16 protein-coding genes are annotated in these 23,163 nt (G+C 37.0%); 4 read left to right on the forward strand and 12 right to left on the reverse strand.

Features of this window, described 5'->3' with window-relative positions:
* Positions 1 to 386: 386 nt before the first annotated feature.
* From E0946_RS02255 to E0946_RS07220, 12 genes are all read right to left on the reverse strand, one after another.
* Entirely contained in the window at positions 387 to 6,485 is a 6,099-nt protein-coding gene (locus tag E0946_RS02255; RefSeq protein ID WP_133200848.1) for a hypothetical protein, read from the reverse strand.
* A 4-nt stretch (positions 6,486 to 6,489) separates the two neighbouring features.
* A complete protein-coding gene (locus E0946_RS02260; RefSeq protein ID WP_133200849.1) occupies positions 6,490 to 7,278 on the reverse strand; it encodes a type III pantothenate kinase in 789 nt (262 codons plus the stop codon).
* Between the two features lie 128 nt (positions 7,279 to 7,406).
* Complete coding sequence (gene era, locus E0946_RS02265; protein ID WP_133200850.1) at positions 7,407 to 8,291, reverse strand: GTPase Era; 885 nt, start codon at positions 8,289 to 8,291, stop codon at positions 7,407 to 7,409.
* A gap of 60 nt (positions 8,292 to 8,351) precedes the next feature.
* Positions 8,352 to 9,593, reverse strand: coding sequence for an ornithine--oxo-acid transaminase (gene rocD / locus E0946_RS02270; protein WP_207930811.1), 1,242 nt, complete (start codon positions 9,591 to 9,593; stop codon positions 8,352 to 8,354).
* 188 nt (positions 9,594 to 9,781) lie between these two features.
* Positions 9,782 to 11,104 carry a UDP-glucose dehydrogenase family protein gene (locus E0946_RS02275; protein WP_133200852.1) on the reverse strand — a complete coding sequence of 441 codons (1,323 nt, stop codon included), beginning with the start codon at positions 11,102 to 11,104 and terminating at the stop codon, positions 9,782 to 9,784.
* Positions 11,101 to 12,048 carry an NAD-dependent epimerase/dehydratase family protein gene (locus tag E0946_RS02280; protein ID WP_133200853.1) on the reverse strand — a complete coding sequence of 316 codons (948 nt, stop codon included), beginning with the start codon at positions 12,046 to 12,048 and terminating at the stop codon, positions 11,101 to 11,103. Before E0946_RS02280 ends, E0946_RS02275 begins: the two co-directional genes overlap by 4 nt.
* Positions 12,045 to 12,620 carry a transcription termination/antitermination protein NusG gene (gene nusG, locus E0946_RS02285; RefSeq protein ID WP_133200854.1) on the reverse strand — a complete coding sequence of 192 codons (576 nt, stop codon included), beginning with the start codon at positions 12,618 to 12,620 and terminating at the stop codon, positions 12,045 to 12,047. The genes E0946_RS02280 and nusG overlap by 4 nt, the downstream gene beginning before the upstream one ends.
* A 5-nt stretch (positions 12,621 to 12,625) precedes the next feature.
* Entirely contained in the window at positions 12,626 to 14,029 is a 1,404-nt protein-coding gene (gene ahcY / locus E0946_RS02290) for an adenosylhomocysteinase (protein ID WP_133200855.1), read from the reverse strand.
* A 47-nt stretch (positions 14,030 to 14,076) separates the two neighbouring features.
* Positions 14,077 to 16,296 carry a polyribonucleotide nucleotidyltransferase gene (pnp, locus tag E0946_RS02295; RefSeq protein ID WP_133200856.1) on the reverse strand — a complete coding sequence of 740 codons (2,220 nt, stop codon included), beginning with the start codon at positions 16,294 to 16,296 and terminating at the stop codon, positions 14,077 to 14,079.
* A gap of 198 nt (positions 16,297 to 16,494) precedes the next feature.
* Positions 16,495 to 16,764, reverse strand: a complete 270-nt coding sequence (gene rpsO / locus E0946_RS02300) for a 30S ribosomal protein S15 (RefSeq protein ID WP_133200857.1) — start codon at positions 16,762 to 16,764, stop codon at positions 16,495 to 16,497.
* Between the two features lie 194 nt (positions 16,765 to 16,958).
* On the reverse strand, positions 16,959 to 17,261 hold the full coding sequence (locus E0946_RS02305; RefSeq protein ID WP_133200858.1) for a T9SS type A sorting domain-containing protein: 303 nt from the start codon (positions 17,259 to 17,261) through the stop codon (positions 16,959 to 16,961).
* Positions 17,221 to 17,403: a hypothetical protein gene (locus tag E0946_RS07220; RefSeq protein ID WP_207930812.1), complete on the reverse strand. Its 183-nt coding sequence runs from the start codon at positions 17,401 to 17,403 to the stop codon at positions 17,221 to 17,223. Before E0946_RS07220 ends, E0946_RS02305 begins: the two co-directional genes overlap by 41 nt.
* Positions 17,404 to 17,771: 368 nt before the next feature.
* On the opposite strand from E0946_RS07220, the gene E0946_RS02310 reads away from it, so the two are divergent.
* Genes E0946_RS02310 through E0946_RS02325 form a run of 4 tightly spaced genes read left to right on the forward strand, consistent with a single transcriptional unit; the run spans position 17,772 to position 23,161 of the window.
* The gene (locus E0946_RS02310; RefSeq protein WP_133200859.1) at positions 17,772 to 18,131 is read left to right on the forward strand and encodes an ArsR/SmtB family transcription factor; all 360 of its coding nucleotides are present in this window, start codon (positions 17,772 to 17,774) and stop codon (positions 18,129 to 18,131) included.
* Entirely contained in the window at positions 18,128 to 20,200 is a 2,073-nt protein-coding gene (locus E0946_RS02315; protein ID WP_133200860.1) for a heavy metal translocating P-type ATPase, read from the forward strand. The genes E0946_RS02310 and E0946_RS02315 overlap by 4 nt, the downstream gene beginning before the upstream one ends.
* A 55-nt stretch (positions 20,201 to 20,255) precedes the next feature.
* Positions 20,256 to 22,160 carry a threonine--tRNA ligase gene (thrS, locus tag E0946_RS02320; protein ID WP_133200861.1) on the forward strand — a complete coding sequence of 635 codons (1,905 nt, stop codon included), beginning with the start codon at positions 20,256 to 20,258 and terminating at the stop codon, positions 22,158 to 22,160.
* A 32-nt stretch (positions 22,161 to 22,192) separates the two neighbouring features.
* Positions 22,193 to 23,161, forward strand: a complete 969-nt coding sequence (locus tag E0946_RS02325) for a KpsF/GutQ family sugar-phosphate isomerase (RefSeq protein WP_133200862.1) — start codon at positions 22,193 to 22,195, stop codon at positions 23,159 to 23,161.
* Positions 23,162 to 23,163: the final 2 nt, after the last annotated feature.

The raw sequence follows: 23,163 nt of genomic DNA on the forward strand, positions 1-23,163 counted from the left end.
AATTATGGATATTATAACTTACTGATGAATAAGTTATGTCCATATTCGGACATGAGTTGGACATGAGCTGGACATAAGCTACACATTAACTGGAAGGGAGGTAATAATTGTAAGACAAGATGGATATAGGAGATTTGAAAGAATTGTAGCTGCGGGATAATTTATGTAACTGCATTGAATTGCGATTTAAATAAATTCATTAATAAGGAGGTAAAATTCCCTTTTTTATTTCAGCTAAAGAACCCATAATAGGGAAATAATTATATAATTATCTAACGGATATACAATAAGTTATGGATATTAAAATAATGTATAAGGTGAAATCATTATATATAATTATTAGGATATCTTATTAATATATTTATCTCAGGTTTATAAGTTTTTCTTTAAAGGTTGAGTTCTATCCATATACCCAGACTGAAAGTACGAACACCTGTATCTCGTTTATTATCTGATGATTGATCCCAGGTTCCGGTTAAACCCCCGCGAATATCAGGATTAAATTGATAGGTAGCAGAAGGACTGATAGCAAAATGCGTATAGTCACGGTCTACTTGAGAGCTTTCTCTTCCTTTAGTTTTATCATAATTTTTTTCATAAAGAATAGATAAGCTGGAAACAAGTTCATTATTAATATGAATTTTCTTGTGGGTAAAGGGAACAGTAAATCCTTTTCCCTGAGTGAAAGAATAAGAAATATTGCCATTTACAGCATGGGTAAGATTGGTTTTTACTATATCATAAGTGTCCATATCCGTGGTATTTGTTCCGGAAGTAATAGAATAACTGATATTAGTATTGACTTTTCTAAAGAAAGTGCCGGTAAAACCAACGAGTGGATTTAAAGCTAAGGAAACAGATTCTTGTTTAGGTTCTATCCAATCCAAATCTCCAGTTGCTCTGGTAGTATATTGCAGTCCCGTGTTTAATCTTGCTCCACTAAGGAATTTATTCATCCCGAACCAATTTTCAAAATTGATAAAAGATAGGGTTAAATCTGGAAAAGTGATAACTTCAGTTTGATTTGAAGCATTTGCTCGGTTTTTTTGTAAACTATACGAATAGGAGATAATGCTATCAAAATTACGGGAAAAAGTGATGCCACTTCCGATAGAAATAGTGTTATCATCGCTAACAGAATCCAGATATCCTGCAGGAGTAGTATGAGGTAATCCAAGTTGAAAGAGGAAAGGTGGTCTATCATCTTTTCTTGAATAGGATTGTATATATGAGTTTTGATAGGTCATTGTGATATTTTTGACTTTAGAAAAAAGGTTTAAAAGAGTGACAGGAAAATAGGTTTCCTCTTTTCCTTTATCTTTATCTTTATCTTTGGGGGGTTGAGTTAAATCATTATTATCTTTAAAGCCTGGTTCTTCGGTTGGGATGTCTTCTTTTCCAAAATAGATTTCTTCTTTAAATCCATTTTCATAACCTTTTCCACTATCCCCATATTTTTCGGCTTCTTCTTGTTGTTTTTTCCATTCTTCTTCTTTCTTCTTTTTATCTTCATCCGAAGGAGATTTTGGTTCTTTATCAGAGTCCTTTATTTCATCCTGCTTTTTCATACCTTCTTTGCGAGAATGAGAAGAACTAAGATTAACTGCCCAAGATGATAATAAACTGGAATTTAGCAGTGTCAAATTAGTTCTGATAGTTCTATTAGAGTTTCCATCACTCTGATACATTGTAATTTGTCCCTCATCAGTATTCTGGAAATATTTCCTTTGTGAATCGGAATAACGCGCACTAGCACTGGCAGTTAAATTAATATAATTCCTGAGATAATTTGGATTGTAGTTCAAGCCTAAATCTTGCACATAACGAGTCATCTTCCCGATATTAATATCTTGCCAATAAATCTTCTGTTTGAGGTCTCGTTCGGTATTTATTCTTGCTGAAAGAGAAATGTCAGAAGTTAGCCCCCAGCTGATATTATTGTCAGAAGTAAAAGTCTTGGTGGGAACTGTTTGAGTTCGCGGATACCAATCATAAACCCCTTCTCTTTTTTCCCAGTTATAACTTTGCGGTTCCGAACTACTCAGGGTAAAGCTATTATTAAAAGTACTGGGAAACCACCCTATACGGTAGTTTTTAAAGAGAATAAAACTGACTTTATCACTAGGAATTCCAAGATTGTAGTTTAAAGTTCCGCGCCAATTGAAAGTGGTATCCACTGTTGTAGGAGTGTATCGGTATGATTTCTCAATACGACCACTGATAGAAGTTCTATAAATAGTATAGAATAAAAAAGGAGATTTAGGAGCGGTACGTTGACTGAACCCGAAATCAGCAGCATAAACTAAGTTTTCTGTTCTTTGTCTATCTTTTTCCACGGGGTCTAAAATATTATCATATAGAAGGTCTGAATTGGCAAGGAATCTTGGTATACCCAAATTATAATTACGAGATAAACTTAAAGGAATATCTAAACCCCAGGCATTAGGAAATAATTTATTCAGGAAAAATTTATTCATGATATTAAGAGTTTTAGTGCTGGTAAAAGTATTGGTTCTACCTCGTTGTATAATAGTATTAAAGTTTTCACTTTTATCTTCATAATCTATATCCAGTGTAATTACATCGGCAAAGGCAGAATTCAGTGAGAGTCTTTTTGCCACACCGATATCTTCATAGGGTTCTGCAACTCGCATATCATTAAAATAGATGGTCCCATTATAAGGCTGTGGAATAGTTAAATCATCTGGAACATACAGTCCCAAATAAATATCGCGCACATTTGTTAAAGTAGGTGTTCCTTTAAACGAATAGATTTTATTATCTTCTCTGTATTCTCCTGAATTAACATCAGGGAACATTTCTTTAAGTTTTGTGAAATCCTGCAGTTCATAAGTAAATTGAGTCCAGTAATTACGATTCATTTTGGGTAGATAGTTAACTACATGAATACGTTCTCTTACCTGATAAAAATTCAGGCTATCAGCTCCAATCCTGAAGATTATATCCAGAGAATCTGGATTAATAGGAGAGGATGAAGATAATTCTGGATACACCCAGAATTTTATTTTATTATAGGAAAGCAGACTATAAGGTTCAAATAAACGCTGTCTTAAAAGGACCTGTTGTCCAGGTTGTAAGTTTTGAATATCCAGAGATAGAGCAGATTCACTTGATTCTCTTCGTTCTTCAATATAATAAGTTCCCGGAGGTGAAGTGTAATGAGCACTATTTCTTTGATTATTAACGATACCAGAAAGATAGGAGATATTATAGGTATTGATAATATTATCCGGTACTATATATCCGTTAATATCGCGCACATAGAAATCTTCCCATTTATTTCCGACCACATTAATATCGTATAATAGAACCTTTACTGGCTGATCTGTTTCAATAACTATTCTGCCATAGGAAATTTTCTTTAGTGTAGGAGCAGCTCCAGAAGGGGCATTATTAACAATTTCATATACTAAAGGATCAGTTAAGGGAATACGATAAAGACGCCATCCATATTCATTTTCACTTTCCAGATATTGTGAATCAGTAAGAGAAATGGAGTAGCTAAAATACCTATCTAAAGTATTAAGAACACCATCATTATTCAAATCTTCGGTATCCAGCACCTTATTTCCTTCCGTTCCATTAATAAAAGGATAATCTCCGAACTGGTCAATGCTGTTGTCTGCATGGTCATTAGGGTCGTCTCCTGGATGACCATCTGGAATTCCATCCAAACCCGTATCTTCCTCTAAAGTTAGAACACCATCATGGTTTTTATCTTCCGTATTGAGAACATTTAAGCCACCATATTCAGTGTAAAAATCTTCATTGATATCTCCTAAATCAATACGCAAAATAGGATGAGCAACTGGGTCATTAGCTTTCCTATCAATTTTAACCATTAATTCAATATATTTTTTTTGAGAAAAATCCAGCTGATTACCCAGATATTTCATAACCCCACCCCAACTCCACACTTCAGAGCCCTCAATACCTAAATTTGCAGGAAAAACCTTAATAGCAAGAGCTGTAACAGATTCCTTTTTTTCCCTATCTGTTAAAGTAGCAGGATCTTCCACTTGTTCTCTATGAATATTTTTAGGATTATACCAGATAGTCCTTCCTTTGGCAAGACTTGTATTCCAGGGTTTACTTGCCATTGACCAAGAACCTATAGTTACTCCTAATGGATAAGAATCAATTATTGCTTCCATATCGTCTATATAGGCTTCATTTTTCTTTCCATGAGGGTCACCATAGATATTAGGTATGGTATAAGCTATTTCACCTGAAAGGGTAATGCGTGAATCAGCAGTGGTATTTATCAAGGGTAAAGCATTTAACATTCTTGTAATAAATGTAGGTTTAACAGTTAAGCTCCCATCAATATCTGTCATATACATTTCAATGTTTTCATTACCAATTCGGGGACGTCTATCGGCAACATTTTCAGAACGATAAATAAAAGTTCCCCCAAGTTTTGCCCAATCAGTTAGATTCCAATCTGCTCTGACTCCGGTTAAGGTCTTACTGGAAATATCAAAAGTGCTTCTATATTCATAATCAATTTCAATTTTAGCATCGGGATCTTTTCCCGCAGAAGTCAAAAAAGTGATTCTACCAAAATCATAATCTACTAGATAATCCACATTCTCTTTCTGCTTTATGCCGTTCACTTTAACGGAAACACTGCCTTTAAGTATACCTCCCTGGGATAAATCTACATATTCTCGTCCTATTTTACCCTTAACTGACATATAAAATGATATATCCAGGTAATTGATACTTTCACCTTCATCCGTGTAAATGATACCATCACCCAGCGGGTCAAAAGGTTGAATGAAAGGTATAGTAATGAGACCGGTAGATAAATTGACCGTATTGTCATCACCATTAATTAAGCCGTCGCCATTGCTATCCATTCGTAAATAATCCGTATAAGTGGTAATATAACTGGTAGCAAGAGAATCTGGAACCAGATAATTACGGGTCAAGTCCACATTTAAGGTGTAAATATCTAAGGTAAAGCCATCACTTTTAATGTTATTCTTGTGCATATCATAGACATTACGCATCTGATAGTGCCAGACATTATTTGGGTCATGGGGATCATATTCTTGATTACGTCTTCTTAGGACTTTAACATGTAGAATCCCATCCTGAGCTTCACTATTTGCCGGAACAGGAATACCATCTTTTTGAGTATATTTTACAGCAATAGTAGCTCTCCGGTCAACATTACTATTAATGCGAATAATACCAGCAGAATAATCCGTGATAAAATCGGTTCCTTCAATTAATTCATCATAATAGGGCACATAATAGTTTGTAGGGCTGAAAAATATAGTATCCCCAATTGCTGCTGCCACATTATTATTTGCATTGCCATCATCAATAAAAAGCCTAACAGTACCGTTTGCGGGAAGTAAATTAGGGTTTTTAATTATCCAAGCACCCGTAGGGTCTGTTTTTACTGCATTATTTACCCAACCTGCAGGTACATTGGAAGAAACATCAGCTTGAGTGTAAAGTTCATATACATCATAAGGATTTGCCAGATAATACATAGTTCTGGGGGCATAATCTCTACTACGAAAGATAGTAGAATCCGCCTGACTGGTTCCTACATAATGTTGAGTGTTTTTTTGTCCTTCTTCCGTACTGGCTATAAAAGTTAAATCCAGATTTTTGTATTTTAGTTTTGAGGTTATCCCAAAGAGTCCCTGTGAAGCAGCAGAGTAGCTTATATAACGAGAACCTGGTAAAGAAAGAGCTATATTTCCACCTTCAATGGTCTGAAATAACTCATCTTCGGTACCGGTGTATTTTATGTTGATATTATCAGGGTCAAAAAACTGCTGGTCCTGATTACTATTATATTTTAGATTAACTCCAATCTTCTCACCAATGGTTCCAGTTAAACGAAGATTGGTATCCTGTCTCATTTTAATATCCAGTTGACTGGCTGTATTAGTTTCATAAATAGCCACATTCTTTCTTTTGGTACTACCTACTTCCATACTGATTTTTTCTGTTCCATCTATGTTCAATCTTCCGGCAGAAGAACCCAAAACTTTTTGCACAGCTTTAGGAACGGCAATAGAGGGAAGATCAATGGAAAACTCTTTAATCATACCGGTTTTAGTAACTGTAGTCTGTTGAGCTTGAGTTAAATAAAGGGAAAGCATAGACTTATAAAAGGCTTTTTCTTGCAGATTGGCAAAATAGGTATCAAAAGAAAGAATCCGGGGTGGAACAAGGTCAAAATCATCTATTTTAGTATGAATAATAACCTTCTCCTCAGGATAATTTATCTGTTCTTTGGTGTCAGGTTCAAATTCCCTTATCCAGTAGGGTTGGCTCTTTATATAATTCAATCCTTTATATAATTTATAAACATCTACTTTATTATAAATCAAAGGATGATAACCTTCCAGATAGATGCGAGGTTGGGGTTGTTCTTTAGCAAAAGCCAGAATGATAATTGTCAGGATTATGAAAGTGAGACAAAAACGCTTTAACATCAAATTAATGACGGATGGTCTTGTAAGCCAAATAAAAACCGTCTAAGGTAATGGTTTTATCTACAATATCAACAGAAGGAACCAACGGATAGACTAAATCAGCAATTCCACCGGTCAATATAGTAACAATTTTTTGACAATCAGTATGGTGCGTCTTAATCTGTTGAATATAGCATTCCAACATATAAGCATGACCATTAACTATTCCTGAAAGCAAAGCATCACGTGTGTTTGTTCCTAACAGAACAGAGGGAGGAACTATTTCAATTTGAGAAAGTAGAGCTGCTCTTTCAAATAGGGCATCTGCACTTACTTTTAATCCTGGAGCAATAGCAGTTCCTTCAAAGCTTCCTTCTTTAGTTATAAATTGGATAGTAGTAGCAGTTCCCAGGTCAATAATGATACAATCCGAATCATATTTTTTTAATGCCCCAAAAGCATTTGCTATTAAATCAGCACCAATGAATGAGGGATCATCCACTTTATAACTAATACCCAGCGGACTGAGTGCATTAATCTCCCAGACCTCAGCACTAAAGTATTTTTGAAATAGATGCATCCAGATACGCATCAGTTCTGGAACTACAGAACCAATGACAATACTATTAATATTATTAAGGGATTCAGTATTCAGAAGGGGAATGAGCAAACTGAAATATTCATCAGCAGTACGATGTGCAGAACTGTAAAAACGTGCAAATCGTACCATTTCATCCTGCTGGTATATACCACAGGTTATGTTCGTATTTCCAATGTCCACCACCAGCGTAGTGGTTTCAGAATATTTCTCCATATTAATAACCACACAAAGAGTATTTTGGAAATATAAAAAACATAGCCTATATCAAATTAATGGCTACAATTGCTTAAAGAAGATTTGTGTCAATATAATTCCTGCTCCTGTATAGAAGAAATGCAACGCTATTTAAAACCAAGTTCTTTCAAATCAGAAGGTTTTTTGCGCCATTTAGGTTTAACTTTAACCCAGAGATGAACCATAACTGGAACGCCCATAAAATTCGTAAGTTGTTGTTCGGCATAATCTCTAATCTTTGCCAGACCAGCTCCATTTTTCCCTATGATAATAGGTTTTTGACTTTCTCGTTCCAGCCAAATCACGGCATCAATATGGATTTTGTCATCTAATTCTTTAAATTTTTCTACCAGAACAGCAGTGGAATAGGGTATTTCTTGACTAAAATAATTAAAGATTGCTTCCCGGATAAATTCTTGAGCGAAAAACCGCATAGGTAAATCTGATAGCTGTTCTTCACTGTAATAAGGAGGATGATAGGGAATAAATTGTAGCATAGCCTCCATCAGTTCAGGAACTCCATCACCTCTGGTAGCAGAGATAAAAAAAGCTTTAGAACAGGATTCTGGTAATTGATTGATAAAGAACTCACGGGAATAATCCTTTTGTAAATCTATCTTATTAAAGACAGCAATTTGTGGTATAGGGATATTTTTAAGAAGCTCCAACACTTCTAAATCATAATCCGTTGGAAAGCTGATAATATCACTCATAAACAGGATTAAATCTACATCTTTATATGATTCTGACCATAAATCCTGCATTTTCTCTTGCAATTTATATCGTGGTTTGAGATAGCCAGGAGTGTCAATAAAGACAATCTGACAATCATCCCGGTTTAAAATTCCTTTAATATTATAACGAGTGGTTTGTGGTTTTGGAGAAGTAATGGAAAGTTTTTCACCTATCAGGCGATTCATAAGAGTAGATTTACCAGTGTTGGGTTTACCTAAAATGGTAACAAAACCGCTACGAAATTGAGGATTGTCCATAAAAGGAAAATAGGAGGACAGATTTATCCATCCGTCCTCATTAATTTAGTTTTCAATAGGTTATATCTCATTAAACACATTTTTAATAATTTCTGTTACTTCCATCAACTGGTCTTCTGTAATAACCAAAGGAGGTGCAAGTCTTATAATATGACGATGAGTTGGTTTGCAGAGCACACCCTTTTCTTTCAATTTAAGACAAATATCCCAGGCTTCATAGCTATTCTTCGGTTCAACCACAATAGCATTTAATAAGCCTTTACCCCGTACTAATTTTAGCATAGGGTGCTGAATGTCCCTTAGTGCAGTGCGGAATTTTTCACCCAACACAAAAGAACGCTGCGCCAGATTCTCCTCCTGCACCACTTCTAAAGAAGCTTTGGCTACGGCACAAGCTAAAGGATAACCACCAAAGGTTGAGCCATGCTGACCTGGTTTTATAACCAGCATTATATCCCTGTCTGCAAGCACAGCAGAAACGGGAATAACACCACCACCAAGTGCTTTACCTAAAACCAGAATATCCGGTCTAACTTCTTCATAGTCGCATGCTAATAGTTTCCCTGTCCTGCCCAGTCCTGTTTGAATTTCATCTGCAACAAACAGGACATTATGAACCTTACAAAGTTCATAGCAAGCTTTGAGATATCCATCTTCAGGAACTATAACACCGGCTTCTCCTTGAATAGGCTCAATGATAAAAGCTGCTACATTTTCTCCATACTTTTCCAGACAATTCTTCAAAGCATCCACATCATTATAAGGTATCTTCAATATACCAGGTAGATAGGGTCCATATCCTTCATAACAATCAGGGTCAGTTGAGGCAGAAACCATTGTCATAGTCCGGCCATGAAAATTATTTTCCGCAAAGATTACCAGAGCGCTATTTTTCTCCACGCCCTTAACCTCATAAGCCCATTTCCGTGCCAGTTTGAAAGCTGTTTCCACTCCCTCAGCTCCAGAATTCATAGGTAATACCATATCATAACCAAAGTATTCGGTGATATATTTTTCAAATTCACCCAATTTGTTATTATAAAAAGCACGAGAAGTAAGAGTTAGGGTTTTAGCCTGCTCAATTAAAGCATTGATTATCTTAGGATGGCAGTGTCCTTGATTAACTGCAGAATAAGCAGAAAGGAAATCGTAGTATCTATTCCCTTCGGGGTCCCAGACAAAGACTCCTTCTCCTTTTGCCAGCACTACTGGTAGAGGGTGATAATTATGAGCTCCATATTTCTCTTCCAGTTCCATAGCTTCATTTGAACTGATAGTGCCATACACGAGATTGTTGGACATTTTATTCTCCTGTTTTATTTGATTTTCTTTCAAAAGCCACCTCATTAGTTCAAGTGCCCTGTGTCAAGGACATTCTTATCTTGGTGCAAGGTTAAAAGCTTTTATATAAACGATTCTGACTATGAAAGTAGCTCATTAATATGTTTTAGAGTATCATTGAGAGGTTATCAATCGCTTTCTACCTAAAATTACACACGACCTATAGAATAATATTTAAAACCAAGCTCTTTCATCATCTTGGGCTCGTATTGATTTCTACCGTCAAATATAATGGGTTGACGAAGAGTTGCTTTAATCTTTTCAAAATCAGGATAACGGAATTGATGCCACTCAGTTAAAAGCAACATTGCATCAGCATCTTTAAGTGCATCATATTCATCCGTGGCAAAGTGTATCTTGGGTTGAGAACCGAAAATCCGCTTTGCCTCATTCATTGCAGCTGGATCATAAGCTTGAATATTAGCTCCAGCATCCACTAATGCATTTATAATAGTAATAGAAGGAGCTTCTCTCATATCATCAGTTTTAGGTTTAAAAGATAAACCCCAGATAGCAAAAGTAAGCCCTTGAAGATTTTCTCCAAAATGACTCTTAACTTTATCCACCAGAACCATTTTCTGTTCTTTATTAATCTCTTCTACCGCTTCTAATAATTGAGGATTCAGATTATTTTCTTGAAACATATGAATTAGAGCTTTCACATCCTTGGGAAAACAGGAACCACCATAACCCACACCTGGATATATAAATTTATAACCAATGCGACTATCCGAACCGATACCAATCCTGACTTCGGAAATATCTGCCCCAGTCGCTTCACATAAATGAGAAAGCTCATTTATAAAGGATATCTTTGTTGCCAGCATAGCATTAGCAGCATATTTGGTCATTTCTGCTGAACGCGTGCTCATAATTATGATACGTTCATTAACCTTATTGAAAGATAGATATAGTTCTCGTAAAACTTCTGCCGCACGAGGATTGTCTGCACCAATAATAATTCTATCTGGGCGCATAAAATCTTCAATGGCTGCACCTTCTTTTAAAAACTCAGGATTAGATACCACATCAAAATCTATATCTACACCTCTATCTTGCAATATTTCCTTAACCGTTTTTCTAACTAAATCTGCTGTGCCTACAGGAACGGTAGACTTATCTACAATTATCTTATAATCCTGCATATAGCGTGCAATATCTCTTGCCACTGCCAACACATATTGAAGGTCTGCTGAACCATCTTCATCAGGAGGTGTTCCTACGGCAATAAATATAATTTGAGAAGATTGAACTGCTTCAGCAATATCGGTGGTAAAGCTCAACCTTCCGTCTCTTGCATTATGTTCTACGAGCTCCTGTAATCCAGGTTCATAGATAGGTACGATATTATTTTTTAGCATTTCAATCTTTCTCGGATCATTATCAACGCATATTACCCTGTTTCCCATCTCCGCAAAACAAGTGCCACTAACCAAACCTACATATCCGCTGCCAACCATTGCTATATTCATTTCAAAGACTCCTTATTCTTAAAAAACTCTATGGTTTCTCTAATGCCCGCATCAAGAGTATAAAGAGGGCTCCAGCCTAATTCCTTAAAGGCTTTGGAGCAATCTAAAAGTGACCGTCGTAAATCTCCCTTTCTGGGAGGACCTGGTATTGGTCTGAGGTCCGTACCTAATTGCCAGGCTATAGTTCTATAAAGAAATGAAGTGGTAGTTTCCTGTCCTGTTCCAATATTGAAGACATCATTATCTCCTTTATCCAGTGCTGCAACATTAGCTCTAACCACATCTTTAACATATACATAATCTCTAATCATACCTTCTGGTTCATCAGGATAAGCATAAAGCATAGGAGCTTGGTTATGGAGCAGTTTTTCTATAAAAATTGAGACCACTCCAGCTTCGCTTTGTGCTACCTGTCGGGGTCCATACACATTGGCATAACGCAGTATGGTATAGGTTAAGTTATATTGATATTGATAAAAGCGGACATAATATTCGCTGGTCAATTTATGAATAGCATATATGGATAAAGGATTCAAAGGACAGTTTTCAGAAGCAGGATATTCTTCCGCTTCGCCATAGATAGCTCCACCGGAAGAAATTAAAATAACCTTTCTAACACCGTACTTTACAGAACATTGGAGAACATTTAAGAATCCTTTTAAATTGATTTCAGCATCATTAATGGGATTTTCAATGGAATAAGGAACACTTATCTGGGCAGCATGATGATTTACGACATCAGGTTTTTCTCTGGCAAATATCTCTTCCAGAGCAGGAGAACAGATATTTAACTGATAAAATTTCACCCGTGAATCAAGATTTTCTAAGGACCCGGATGAAAGGTCATCCACCACCACTACCTCATATCCATCAGCCAGATAGGCATCAGCGACATTGGAGCCTATAAATCCTGCTCCACCTGTTATTAATATCTTCCTTTTCATTCTTCTTCTTCTACAATTTCATAATCACCTATAATTTTAATATCACGAGGATCAACTTTAACCGAGACCGCTTGATGGAGAATGTTCACTTGAAGATGAACCTCTTCCAATTTTTTATGACTTTCAACTATTCCACTCACACCCTTAAGAGGTCCATTTATTACCTCTACCATCAGTCCTTCTGAAAGCCACATAGCTTCTCTCATCTCTATCCTACGATTACGAGTTAACCATATATTTCTCAGTTCATCCACCAGTTCTTTCTGAGAGGGAACATTTATGTAGGAGACAATATAACCAGAATAGAGAAGTTCTCTTTTCGTGTAAAAATTAATAATAGTAAAGAGATAACCGTGAAAAATAGGTTTAGTAAAAGTCACTTTTCTTCTTTGATAGATACGACTGCTTTCAGTGAGCGGTAAATAGTAGGATATATTATGTTTTAGGGCATATTCAGCCAATTTCTTTTCACACCTCGGTTTAGTGTGAATCACTGACCAGAAATGATTCTCAGGTGCTAATTCTATCTTCCCAAAAAGCTCTTCTATCTCAACTGGTTTATGAGTGGACATAAAGCTTAATATCTATAATGCTCAGGCTTATAGGGTCCGGAAATGGGGACATTTATATATTCAGCTTGCTGACGTGTTAGATGAGTGAGCACAACCCCTAATTTATCCAGATGTAATCTTGCTACTTCCTCATCCAGTATCTTAGGAAGAGTATAAACTCCAATCTCATAATTATTTTGCCACAAATCTATCTGCGCTAAGACTTGATTGGTAAAGGAACAACTCATAACAAAGGAAGGATGTCCAGTAGCATTACCAAGATTGACTAATCTGCCTTCTGAAAGTAGGATAATATATTTTCCATTAGGCAGATAAATCTTATCCACTTGAGGTTTGATGTTTTCGCGCTTGATGCCTTCTAATTCATATAACTTTTGCACCTGAATCTCATTGTCAAAATGGCCAATATTGCAAACAATTGCCCCTTCTTTCATTCGGAGAATATGGTCTACTCTAATCACATCACAATTTCCGGTAGCAGTTACAAAAATATCTGCATAATCCGCCATATAATCCACTGTATTCACTTCAAAACCTTCCATAGCAGCTTGTAAGGCACAAATTGGGTCTATTTCGCTAACCACCACGCGAGCACCAAAGCCACGCATAGACTTGGCACAACCTTTTCCCACATCACCATAACCACATACCATTACCACTTTCCCTGCAATCATTATATCAGTTCCACGCTTGATTCCATCTGCCAGAGATTCTCTACAGCCATAAAGATTATCAAACTTGGATTTTGTTACCGAATCATTGACATTAATAGCAGGAAATAGCAATTCCTGATTAGCGAGTTTCTGATACAATCTATTAACTCCGGTGGTAGTTTCTTCACTCACTCCCTTCAATCTTTTAACTATACGATGCCATTTCTCAGGATCAGATTGCAAACCGGAAATGAGAAGTTCTTGAACTATCCTCATTTCATAAGAATTTGCATCAATCTCCGGAAGCTTGCCCGTAGCATAATATTGTTCTTCCAGTCTGTATCCTTCATGAACCATAAGAGTAGCATCACCACCATCATCAACAATCAGGTCGGGACCTCCATCTTGCCAGGTTAAAGCATTCCAGGTGCATTGCCAGTAATCTTCCAGAGTTTCACCCTTCCAAGCAAAAACAGGAATACCTCTTGCTGCTATAGCTGCTGCTGCATGGTCCTGTGTGGAAAATATATTGCAACTTGCCCAACGAACCTGAGCTCCAAGCTCAATCAGAGTCTCTATTAATACAGCTGTCTGGACAGTCATATGCAGACTTCCAGTAATTCGTGCCCCTTGCAAAGGTTTTGTTTCAGCATATTTAGACCTGATAGCCATCAAACCTGGCATTTCCGCTTCAGCTAAAATTATCTCTCTTCTGCCAAAATCAGCAAGTGATATATCTGCTACTTTATATTCCATTTTAGTCTCCATAAAATCCTTTATAGTTTAGAGAAGAACGATATCATTTATCTCTTACGATAATTTGGATTATTGTGTCCTGAAGGATGATAACTTCCTTTCCTGTCATCACGTCTATTGGGTCTATCCTGCTTGGTTGAATTGTGGTTGGGTTCAGGATTACCATCTACTCCCTTCATGGTTAAGGATAGTTTCCCTTTTTCCATTCCGAGAGCTTTAACATGGACAATATCACCTAATTTAACCATATCTTCTGGACTACCAATCCTGGATGTATGCATTTGCGATATGTGTACCATTCCCTCTTTAGTCCCTCCCAGAATCTTTACAAAGATCCCATAAGGTTCAATCCTTGTAACCTGTCCTTCAAATTCTTCTCCTATTTCTGGTTCCCTAATAATGCTTTTAATCAATTCTTTTGCTTTTCGGATAGATTCCTGATTGGGAGAAAGGATATGCACCCATCCATCATCTTCTATATTAATTTCCACGTGGCAAGCTTCAATGATAGATTTAATCATCTTTCCATTAGGACCAATTATTTCGCCAATTTTATCAACCGGGACTTGGAAAGCTTCTATACGTGGTGCTGTAGGTGCTAGTTCTTTTCTTGGTTCCGCTATGCACTCTTGCATTATATCCAGAATTTTTAAACGAGCATTATGAGCTTTATCCAGAGCTATTTTCATAATATCTTTGGTGATTCCCTCAATCTTAATGTCCATCTGCATAGCGGTTATACCATCACGAGTGCCTGCGCATTTGAAATCCATATCTCCTAAGTGGTCTTCTAATCCCATAATATCGGTTAAGACCACATAGTTTTCTCCTTCCATAATTAAACCATTGGCAATTCCTGCGACTGGAGCTTTAATGGGGACTCCTGCAGCCATTAGAGCCAGACAACCACTACAGATGGATGCTTGGGAAGAGGAACCATTTGATTCCAGAGTATCGGTAACCACTCTCACAGTATAGGGAAAAATTTCCTTATCTGGCATAACTGCTATTAAAGCACGCTCCGCCAGATTGCCATGACCCAATTCTCTACGACCTGGAGCTCCCATTTTACCAACTTCTCCCACACTAAAAGGAGGAAAATTGTAATGAAGATAGAATCTCTTCTTATACTCCGTTTCCAATCCATCAACTATTTGCTCATCGCTACTACCACCGAGAGTAACTGTTCCTAAAGATTGAGTTTCTCCCCGGGTAAATAAAGCAGAACCGTGAACAATCGGTAATACATCAATCTCACAGGTAACTTCCCGAATATCGTCTAAACTTCTACCATCAACTCTATGATGCTTATTGAGGATTGAATCGCGTACATAGCGTCTAATCAGCTCTTCATAAGCAGCTTTATACCATTTTTCGTTCTGAGCATAGGTTTCTTCATTTTCTGCTTCTGCCTGATATTTTTCCAGCATTTCAGCTTCTGTGGTATCAAATGCATCCTGTCTTTCCTGTTTACCAAATAACATAGCCGCTTCAGCCACTCTACTGCCGTAATCAGCTTCTACCTTTGCCATTATCTCTTCTGGAATACTTTGTAAGACAACCTCTATTTTTTCCTTACCTGCTTCAGCAACAAAGTCATTCTGTAACGCACAGAGTTTTTTAATCTCTTCATGACCTGCATATACAGCATCCAGCATCACTTCTTCACTCAGTTCTTTAGCTGCAGATTCAATCATAACCACAGAGGTTGCAGAACCTGCCACTGCCAAATTAAGTTGAGAAAGATTGTTTAGTTCATTCTGGGAAGGGTTTATGATAAACTGATTCTCAATATAACCTACGGTTACGCCAGCAATTGGTCCATGAAATGGGATATCGGAAATCATTAAAGCTAAGGAAGCTCCAAAAACCCCAATTTCAGAAGGTTCATTCTCACCATCATAGGATAAAACATTAACCACTACATGGACGGGATTACGGAATCCATCCGGGAAAAGAGGTCTTATACTCCTATCTATTAATCTAGCAGCAAGAGTTGCATCTGTAGTTGGTTTAGCTTCACGCTTGAAAAAACCACCTGGGATTTTTCCACTGGCATACATTTTTTCTACATAATCCACGGTTAAAGGAAAGAAATCTTGCTCTTCAGACGGTTCTTTTCCCATTGTAGCTGTTACCAAGATAGAGGTGTCACCATACCTAATGAAGACGCTACCGTTGGCTTGTTTTGCCATCCTGCCCGTTTCAATGTAAAGCCGACGACCACAAAATTCTAATTCCCTTTTAATAATATTAAAGTTATTCATTAACTTCTCCTCTTTATCATATCCAAGGGAGAAGAAGCAATAGGCAGAAAGCGGTTTATATTCTGCTCTCAGCTTATTGCTCAAACTCCCTCGGAATTTATTGCCTTTATTTTCCCTTATAAGATTATTTCAAGAAAGAAGGTGCCCGCAATGATTACTATATTGCGGGAACCCACTTCGTAATATAGGGAGAGTTTACTATTTTCTAAGATTTAGCGCCTTGATTAGTTCTCTATAACGAGCAATATCTTTCTTCTTTAAATAATCAAGTAAACGCCTTCTTTGCCCGATCAGTTTCAGAAGTCCACGACGAGTGCTGAAATCCTTTGGATGCTGCTTCAAATGCTCGGTTATATCATTTATTCTGCGAGTTAGAAGCGCAACCTGTACCTCTGGTGAACCTGTGTCTGATTCATGGAGTCTAAACTCTGCCATGATAGCCTTTTTGGCCTCAGGTGTTAAAGTCATTTCATCCTCCAGATGAATTTTAATACAGACTTTTTTAGCTACTTTATTTGTCCAGCAATTTTTAATAAGTAGAAGATCTTATAATAATACATATTATCTGATAAAGTCAAAGAAAGAATGAAAAGAAGCACTCCGAAATGGTAAACAAGGATACAAAATTAGGGGATACAAATTAAAACCATACCCCCGTTAATTCATACAGATAGGTCTATAATCTTAACATTCCATTTTATAACACAGATTTTTTGAGCAAGCTTCTTTCCTCCAACTTCAGGTTGAATTAGATAAATGCCCTGAGCTACCTGCTTACCATTTTTATCCAAAGTATTCCACCTTAATTTACTATCAGGTTCTACCATATCTTCTTTTACAAGTTCACTTTTGAGATTATATACTTTAACCTTATAGCTGGATTTAGCGCCCTTTAATTCTATATTTACTAAATTAGTGGTAGGATTAGGATAAACTCTTAGCTGAACAGGAATAGACAGTGGGATGTTTCAATGCTTCTTTTTCTTTAATATAAAGAAATGGTACAAAAATGGTCTTCTTCAAAAGAACATAGACATCCTTAGTGATGATAATGTTTATTTTCCGCTCTGGAATCACTTCTTGTAAAACCATATATTCATCCATCATAACTGTATAGACAGGACTTGGGGTTTTATAAAGATAGAGGTCAATATCATAGAGCGAAACATCTGCACCTGAGGGTTTAGTTATAATTTAAAAGCACCAAACAAATCATCTGCACTAAGAAAACCTATGCTTTGTAAAAGACATATTAGGAGAAGTAACCTCTTACTCATTATTTCCTTCTCAGTTTGATGATATTCTATAATTGGAACTCTCTTTTTCTTATATACTGCACAAAAATTATAATGCTGTCGTAAAGAATGCATAATTACCATATCTACACCAGATTGTAGGAGGAGGTGAACAAAAAAAAATTGACATAATCTTAGTCTCTGAATTAATGAACATATATTCATTAATTAGAGGATTGTATGTTAGCTAAGTGTAAGTGTAAGAATATATCTAAGACAAAATTGACAGAAATCATAGATGGTCTTCCTGAAGAGAACATTATAGACCAGCTTTGCGAATTCTTCAGGGTTTTTGGAGACAGCACCAGACTGAGAATATTGTATTTTCTTTCTTGTAATGAATTCTGCGTGGCTGATCTATCAACTTTAGTGGGAATGCAACAATCTGCAGTTTCACATCAACTTCAGACTTTGAGACTTCATCGTCTGGTAAAATGTCGTAAAGAAGGGACTACATCTTACTATTCTCTGGATGATAGTCATGTTCAAGAAATTTTTGGAATAGCTCTGAAGCATATTAATGAAGTTTTAATAAAATGACTACTAAAGAGTATGACATAGAGAATTTGCATTGTGCAGAATGTGGCAGCAGGATTGAAGCCGGAATAGAGAAGTTACCCGAAGTGGAAAGTGCTAATCTCGATTATCAGAATAAAAGGCTTTCTATAAGGTATCACAAAGCGGTTGATGACCCTTTAGCCCGTCTTTATCAAGTTGCTGCTTCCATTGATCCTGGAGTGGTCTTCACTCTTCATCCCGTTAGTATGATCAATAAGCTATCTTCCTTATTCTGGGTATTTTTAGGAATAGGTGTAGGATTGCTCATAGCTACAGAATTTGTTCCTTCAACTTATCAACCTTGGTTAGGAATACTGGGTTGGTTTTTAGTAGGATATAGGGTTCTGGCACAAGCGTTAAAATCTCTCACGCAAAAAAAGGTATTTACTGAACATTTCCTGATGAGTTTAGCCACCATTGGAGCTCTTATTTTAGGTGAATATCTTGAAGCTGGTGCAGTGATGATTTTCTATGAGTTTGGCGAATGGTTAGAAGATAAAGCACTGGAACATTCTCGTCAAATGGTAAAAAATAAACTTAATATAAAGACTGAAATTGCTCATTTACGAACGGAAGATGATATTCAGGATAAACCTTTATCTACTATATCAACTGGTGATGTTATTGTCATCTATCCTGGTGAAAGAGTTCCTCTTGATGGCACCATTATAAAAGGTGAAAGCACCGTGGACACCTCTTCTTTAACTGGAGAAAGCGAACCTCTTTATGTGGGTGAGGGAACCGAGATTTATGCCGGTTTTTTAAATAATTCTGGAATGCTAGAACTTCAGGTAAAGAGTGTTGCCTCTGAGAGCACGATAAGTAGGATCCTGAATTTGATAGAAAATGCAGGAGCAGCCAAATCACCTCAAGAAAAATTTATTACCCGCTTTGCCAGAATTTACACTCCTGCTGTTGTAGCAGCAGCATTTTTAGTATTCCTTATACCAACTTTATTAGGTGCCGAAGCTGCAATCTGGTTTAAGCGTTCTTTGGTATTTCTAATTGTTTCCTGTCCTTGTGCTCTGGTTATTTCTATTCCTTTAACTTTTTTTATCAGCATTGGTATTGCTGCCAAAAAAGGAATAATAGTCAAGGGAAGTGGTTATCTGGATATATTAAGACAGGTACGAACCATAGTTTTTGACAAGACAGGAACTCTCACGACTGGTGAAATGCAAATTGATAAAGTATATGTGAATGGTGATATTAATCCAGAAGTTTTATTAGAAGTTCTCTGGCTTTGCGAATACAATTCATCTCATCCCTTTTCTCGGGCAATTAAAAAAGCCTATCAGGGAAGTTTTGATAGTAAGCAGGTTAAAGCCTATTCTGAATTTCCCGGAAAAGGATTAATTCTTATTTATGGTCAAGACAGATTGGTGGCAGGGTCTGATGATTTCTTTGCTAATATGGGATTTCTGGATTTGATTAATCCACCTAATCAAAGTGTAGTACACTTAGCCAAAAATGGACTTTATCTCGGTTGTATAACCTTTTCCGATGAAGTTAAACCAGGAATGAAAGAGGCAATAGAAAAGCTGAAAAAACAAGGAATAAAGAAGACGGTGATGCTTTCTGGAGACAGAGCTCCTAAAGCTGAAAAAGTAGCAAAGGAACTTGGAATAGACGAGTTTTACGCCGAACTGCTTCCGGAAGAGAAACTGGCTAAACTGGAAGATATAATTAATAAAAATGAGGGAAAAACCGCCTTTGTAGGTGACGGACTGAATGATGCTCCTGCACTTGCTCGTGCAGATGTGGGAATTGCTATGGGTGGAATCGGCAATCAAGCATCCATTGAAAGTGCTGATATTGTCCTATTAAATGACCGTCCTCATCAATTGGTAGAAGCATTTACTATATCGCGCCAAACAGGCAATATGGTAATACAAAACATCGTTCTTGCTTTGGGAATAAAAGTATTAATTATGATTCTGGGGATTTTAGGAATAGCTGGACTCTGGGAAGCAGTTTTAGGAGATGTGGGTGTCACTATTTTAGTGATATTCAATTCCTTGCGATTGCTAAGATACAAAGCCGATACTTGACAAAAACATTTCTTTGTGATTAATGGATTAAATAATGTAATAATCAGGAGTTGGAATGCAGATAAAAATCACCTTGCCAGACGGTTCAGAAAAAATATATGACCATCCTGTAACTGCGATACAGGTAGCAGAAGATTTAAGCCCCCGTTTAGCTGAAGAAGCGATTTGTGCGGAAGTAGATGGGAAACTCGTAGATTTGGATTATCTGATTGACCATAATGCACGGTTAACCATCCATACTTTTAAAACAAGAGAGGGAAAAGAAGTTTACTGGCATAGCACCGCTCATTTAATGGCTCAAGCCGTTAAGCAGCTATTTCCTCAAGTCAAGGTGGCAATTGGTCCAGCCATAGAACAGGGCTTCTATTATGATTTTGATAAGGATGAACCCTTTACCGATGATGAGCTTCAACAGATTGAAGAAAGAATGATTATGCTCAGTAAAGAAAATCTTCCTTATACAAGACAGGAATTAAGCAAAGAAGAAGCTAAAAAAATATTCAGTGAATTAGGTGAAAGTTATAAATTAGAACTACTGGAAGATATACCCGATACTGATACCATTAGCGTTTACAGACAGGGTGATTTTATAGACCTGTGTAGAGGTCCACATCTACCTCATACTGGAAAAATAAAATTCGTAAAACTCCTTAAATCTTCCGGTGCTTACTGGCATGGTGATGAAAAAAATAAAATGCTTCAACGCATCTATGGTATCAGTTTCCCAACTGCCAAAGAACTGGATGATTACCTGGAATTTCTTAAACAAGCAGCTCTTAGAGACCACCGTAAATTAGGAAAGGACCTGGACCTTTTTTCTATAAATGAAGAGGTCGGACCTGGTTTGGTTCTCTGGCATCCCAATGGTGCTATGATTAGACATCTCATTGAGTCTTACTGGAAAGAACAACACCTGCTAAATGGCTATAAATTTGTTTACACACCTCATATCGGAAAAGCCAGTTTATGGGAAACCAGTGGACATCTCGGTTTTTATAAAGAGAATATGTATTCAGCAATGGATATTGAAGGGCAGGATTATTATATTAAACCAATGAATTGTCCTTTCCATATCGCTATTTACAACACTAATCTACATAGTTATAGAGAGCTTCCCATCCGTCTTGCGGAACTGGGAACTGTCTATCGTTATGAAAGGTCTGGTGTTTTGCATGGTCTGATGAGAGTTCGTGGATTTACACAGGATGATGCTCATATCATTTGTACTCCTGAACAACTTAATGAAGAAGTAGAAAAACTCATCGTCTTTGCTCTTGATATGCTCAAGCATTTTGGATTTAAAGAGTTTTTGATATATCTTAGCACTCGTCCAGAAGAGTGTGTTGGAGATTTTACTGATTGGTGTACTGCAACGGAAAGCTTGCGCCAATCTCTGGATAAACTTGGATTGGAATATGAAGTAGATGAAGGTGGTGGTGCTTTTTATGGTCCTAAGATTGATATAAAAATCCGTGATGCTCTTGGAAGAGCCTGGCAATGTACTACCATCCAGTTTGATTTCAATGAACCTACCCGCTTTGATATGACCTATATTGGTGCGGATAATGCTCCTCATCGTCCTTTTATGATTCATCGTGCAATTCTGGGTTCTATAGAACGATTTTTTGCCACTTTACTGGAATATCATTCGGGAAATCTACCTCTATGGTTATCACCTATACAATTAATAATTCTACCCATTACCGATAACCAACTGGATTATGCAAATAAACTAAAGGAACAATTTCTTCAAAAAGGCATTCGCTGTGAAGTGGATGCAAGAAATGAAAAGATAGGTTATAAAATCCGGGAAGCAGAAACAAAAAAGATTCCCTATATGTGCATTGTTGGAGCTAAAGAATTAGAAAACAACATCTTAACTTTGCGTCGTCATCTATTGGGTGATTTGGGTGCAATGACCTTTGATGAAGCTCTCAATCGTTTCAGAGAAGAGCTCTAATCTTACTCTATTTTGTTCAGGAAAAATAGATTATGTCTACTCTTGACCTTATCCGTGAGGAATTAAACCACGAAGCAGAAGCCATCAAAAAAGTAGCTGAACAGCTTAATCCAGAAGAAGTGGATAAAGCGTTTAATTTGCTAAGAAATTGTAAAGGCAAGGTAGTGCTTACCGGTATAGGGAAATCTGGAATTATAGCGAGAAAAATTTCTGCTACTCTTGCCAGTACAGGCACTACTTCCATATTTTTACATGCTGCAGAAGGAGTGCATGGTGACCTTGGAATGTTGCAGCCTGATGATGTGGTTATAGCTGTTTCCAATAGTGGCAACACTCAGGAATTACTTTCTATTATTCCTTACATTAAATATATTGGTATTCCCTTAATTGCCATTACTGGCAATCCACATTCACCTTTAGCAGAGACCGCGGATGCAGTTCTGGATTGCAGTATCCCTCCTGAATATGAAGCTTTAGGGATGGTGCCTACTTCAAGCACTACCGCAGAACTTGCCTTAGGAGATGCACTGGCAATCCTGTTACTTAAGGATAAGGGATTCTCACTGGAGGATTTTGCGCGCTTTCATCCTGGAGGCAATATCGGAAGAAAATTGCTTATCAAAGTTGATGAACTTATGCATACCGGAGATGAATTACCTCTAATTGGAGAAGAAGCCGCTATGAGTGATGCCATACTGGAAATGACCTCCAAAAAACTTGGATGCGTAGCTGTTGTTGATAAAGATAAGCATTTAACTGGCATTATCACTGATGGTGACCTTCGTCGTCAAATTCAGCAAAAACAGGATAACTTACTGCAACATAAAGTTAAAGAGTGTATGACTCCAAATCCTAAGTGTGGTTATCCAGATCAGCTTGCTGCAGAAGCATTAAAACTGATGGAAGACCATAAGATTACTATGCTACCTATTGTAGATAATACTAATTCTCTGGTCGGAATGCTACATATGCATGACCTTATAGAAGCTGGAATATTATAACT

Source organism: Candidatus Syntrophosphaera thermopropionivorans (assembly GCF_004353895.1).
Taxonomy (GTDB): Bacteria; Cloacimonadota; Cloacimonadia; order Cloacimonadales; family Cloacimonadaceae; genus Syntrophosphaera; species Syntrophosphaera thermopropionivorans.